The organism is Devosia sp. (genome assembly GCF_040509215.1).
Classification (GTDB): Bacteria; Pseudomonadota; Alphaproteobacteria; order Rhizobiales; family Devosiaceae; genus Devosia.
The window spans coordinates 1-3,669 of the sequence record NZ_JBEVLL010000068.1 but is presented as its reverse complement, the minus strand read 5'-3'; the positions used below and the strand labels follow the sequence as shown (position 1 = coordinate 3,669).

Below are 3,669 nucleotides of genomic sequence, written 5' to 3'. Positions count from 1 at the left end.
AGCCAACCATGTCACTGTTTTTCTTAGACAGTGAAATGGCCATACGCTTTGTTTTGTCGCGCTTTCGAACCGGAAGAGTGGTTTCCACTTTTCCTGCAAGCGCTCCGGCGTCGGCCCGATTTTCTGTAAGCCGACGCGCAAGGAAAGCCCATGCACATTGCCATAGCGGCCGTGGGCCGGATGAAGTCCGGTCCCGAGCGTGAGCTTGTCTCGCGCTATCTCGATCGCGCCACAGCCAGCGGCAAGCCGCTGGCACTGACCGGATTCGACGTCACCGAACTCAACGAATCCCGCGCCGGCTCCGCCGCCTCGCGAAAAGTCGAGGAAGCCAAGGGGCTGCGTGCTGCCCTGCCCGACGGCATTCTGGTCACCCTCGACGAGCGCGGCAAATCCATTGGTTCCGAAGCCTTTGCCAATCTGCTTGGCCGCTGGCGCGATGAGGGTCGGCCTGCCGTGTCCTTCGTGATTGGTGGCGCCGACGGCATTGATCCCGATTTCGTGCGCAATGCCGACCTGTCGCTAAGCTTTTCGCCCATGGTCTGGCCGCACCAGCTCGTCCGCATCATGCTGGCCGAACAGCTCTATCGGGCAACGACCATTCTTTCGGGCCATCCCTATCATCGCGGCGACTAGAAGCATGTCGGCCAAAACCGACGCCAGGCGCCACAATTCCGGCGCCTCCGCCCCCTAGGGAGCGCCGAGGACAGCGGCAGATTATGGTTAAGCATCGTTAACCTGCGGTTTCCCCCGCCTTTGCTAATCTCCCCAAGAGTGATTCGGTGCGCCGTGCGGGCAAGCCGCAGGGCCCAGGAGTTTTCATGCCGGTTTGGCCGGACAGCATCGTCAGAGCAACGCTCGGCGGCATTGTGCTTGCCGGGGGTTTTGCGCTGCCTCTCCTCGCCCAGACCGAGACGCCTCCAGCCACAACCACACCGCCCGCGGCGACCACCACCACGCCAGCGCCGACAGAGGCAACGCCTGCCCCTGCTGAAACCGCGCCAGCAACCGAAGCCGTGCCGACCGCCGAAACAGCCCCTCCGGCCGATGGCGAAGAAACGGCGCGCAGCAACGCGGCCGATCTTGAGGAAGTGGAAGCCTCGCTGCAATTGAGCCGCGAGCGCATCGATGCGCTGAAGGCCGAAATCGCCGAGATGGAGGGTGATCGCACCCGCCAGAACGCCGCGCTCATCGCCGCCGGCCAGCGGGTGAAGCTTGCTGAAATCGAAGTGGCCGATGTCGAAGAGCGCCTCTCCAATCTCATCGTCGAGGAACTGGAAGTGCGCGGCCGGCTCGATGGCGCCGATGCCGAAATCGCCAATGTGCTGGCAGCGCTCGAGCGCATTTCGCTCAATCCGCCGCCGGCACTGATCGTTGATCCCAGCGACGCCCTGGGCTCGGCCCGCGGCGCCATGCTGATCGCCGCCATCGTGCCGCAGCTTCGCAATCGCGCCGACACGGTCAGCACCGATCTCAAGACGCTGATGGGCATCAAGGAACAGGCGCTGGCCGAAGAGGCGACGCTGAAAGCCAATTATGCCGTGCTCGAAGAAGAGCAATTGCGTATCGCGACCCTGATTGCAGCGCGCAAGCAGGGCATCGAGAATGTCGGGACCCAGCTCAGCACCGAGGAACTGGCCGCCGTCGATCTTGCCGAACGCGCCAGCACCTTGCGCGAACTGATCGACGCCCTCTCGGCCCGCGCCAGCCAGACACAGACCGGCACGCCGGCGCAGCCCGACATACCCCAGCTTTCGCCCGAAGCGATCCAGCTCGCCTTTGCCAATGCCGCGCGCACCGAACCGGCCGTGCCTTTCCCGCTGGCGCGCGGCTATCTCGCCCAGCCGGCCAATGGCGTCACCGTGGTGCAGTTTGGCGCAGGAGATGGCTTTGGCGGCATTTCGCAGGGCCAGTCCATCGTCACCCGTGCCGAGGCGCAGGTGGTGGCCCCGGCCGATGGTTGGGTGCTCTACAAGGGCCCCTACCTCAATTATGGCCAGATCGTCATTCTCAATACCGGCCAGGGCTATACGACCCTGCTGGCCGGGCTTGACACCATTTCCGTCGATATCGGGCAGTTCGTGCTGCTGGGCGAACCGCTGGGACAGATGGGATCACGCACAATTGGGCGGACCGTAACCACCAATGCTGGCGCCGCCCAACCGACGCTTTATATAGAATTGCGACAGAACAACGAGCCCATCGACCCGGAAAGCTGGTGGGCCCAGAACGAACAACAGACGGGATAGTAATCCATGCGCTTGACCACCCTTCGCGCCGCCGCCCTTGGTGTGGCGCTGCTGATCCCGACGATCGGGGCATTGGCACAGGACACGCCGCCGGCCCCCGAAACGCCGGTGGAAGAGCCTAATCCAAGTGGCGAACAGCCCGCCCCCACAGCCGAAGAGCTCGCCAAGGAGCCGCGCGATCCGCTCGAGATCTATGCCGACCTCAACCTTTTCGGCGAGATCTTTGACCGCATCCGCGCCGAATATGTCGATCCCCCGGACGAGCAGGAGCTGATCCGCGCCGCCATCCAGGGCATGCTGACCTCGCTCGACCCTCATTCGGGCTATCTGCCCCCGGCCGACTATGACGAAATGCGCCAGGATACTTCGGGCGAATTCGGCGGCCTCGGCATCGAAGTCACGATGGAAGAGGGCACGATCAAGGTCATCTCGCCCATCGACGACACCCCGGCGGCCCGCGCGGGCATCCTCTCCAATGACTTCATCATCGAGCTCGATGGCGTTTCCATCCAGGGCCTGTCGCTCGACGAAGCCGTCGAAAAGATGCGTGGACCGGTGGGTTCGGACATCACGGTGACCGTCGCCCGCGAAGGCGTCGACAAGCCGCTCGAATTCAAGCTGACGCGCGCCACCATTGCCATGCGCGCCGTGCGCTGGAGCATGGAAGGCGACGTGGCTGTGCTGCGTCTCGCCCGCTTCTCGGCCCAGGCCTATATCGGCATCGAGAACGCCATCAAGGATATCTATGCCGAGCGTGACGGCGTGGCGCCCAAGGGCATCATCCTCGACCTGCGTAACAATCCGGGCGGCCTCGTCGACCAAGCGGTCTACGTTGCTGATGCCTTCCTCAAGCAGGGTGCGGTCGTGCTGACCCGTGGCCGGACCGAACAGGAAAGCGCCCGTTACGACGCTGAAGCCGATCCGCTCGACGAACAGCTCGCCGACGTGCCGCTGGTCGTCCTGATCAACGGCGGCTCGGCCTCGGCTTCGGAAATCGTCGCCGGTGCCCTCCAGGACCACAAGCGCGCCACGCTCGTCGGCACGCGCTCCTTCGGCAAGGGTTCGGTGCAGTCGATCATCTCGCTTGGCCCCGATGGCGCCATGCGCCTGACCACGGCCCGCTACTACACCCCGGACAACCGCTCCATCCAGGCGCTCGGCATCACGCCCGATATCGAAATCCGCCAGGTGGTACCGGCCGAATTCCAGGGCCGCGACGAAATCGTCGGTGAAGCCGGCCTTGCCGGTCACATCACCATCGAGGGTCAGGAAGAAAGCACCGTCGGCTCCTCGGTCTATGTGCCGCAGGAAGCTGCCGACGACGCCCAGCTTCAATATGCGATCAAGCTGATCAACGGCGAAGAGACCAACGAAGCCTACCCGCCAAAGGCGGAGTAACGGCTGAGCCGTGCTAGACTGGGGG

At 64.0% G+C, this 3,669-nt stretch carries 3 protein-coding genes; all 3 read left to right on the top strand.

Annotation, left to right across the window (positions count from 1 at the left end):
• Positions 1-150 precede the first annotated feature (150 nt).
• Positions 151-633 carry a 23S rRNA (pseudouridine(1915)-N(3))-methyltransferase RlmH gene (gene rlmH, locus ABW043_RS03725; RefSeq protein WP_353919891.1) on the top strand — a complete coding sequence of 161 codons (483 nt, stop codon included), beginning with the start codon at positions 151-153 and terminating at the stop codon, positions 631-633.
• Between the two features lie 185 nt (positions 634-818).
• Positions 819-2,246 carry a murein hydrolase activator EnvC family protein gene (locus tag ABW043_RS03720; RefSeq protein ID WP_353919890.1) on the top strand — a complete coding sequence of 476 codons (1,428 nt, stop codon included), beginning with the start codon at positions 819-821 and terminating at the stop codon, positions 2,244-2,246.
• 6 nt (positions 2,247-2,252) lie between these two features.
• Entirely contained in the window at positions 2,253-3,644 is a 1,392-nt protein-coding gene (locus ABW043_RS03715; RefSeq protein WP_353919889.1) for a S41 family peptidase, read from the top strand.
• Positions 3,645-3,669 lie beyond the last annotated feature (25 nt).

Coding starts and splice junctions, on each gene's coding strand:
- rlmH (WP_353919891.1), top strand. CDS start 151: ATGCACATTGCCATAGCGGCCGTGGGCCGGATGAAGTCCGGTCCCGAG.
- ABW043_RS03720 (WP_353919890.1), top strand. CDS start 819: ATGCCGGTTTGGCCGGACAGCATCGTCAGAGCAACGCTCGGCGGCATT.
- ABW043_RS03715 (WP_353919889.1), top strand. CDS start 2,253: ATGCGCTTGACCACCCTTCGCGCCGCCGCCCTTGGTGTGGCGCTGCTG.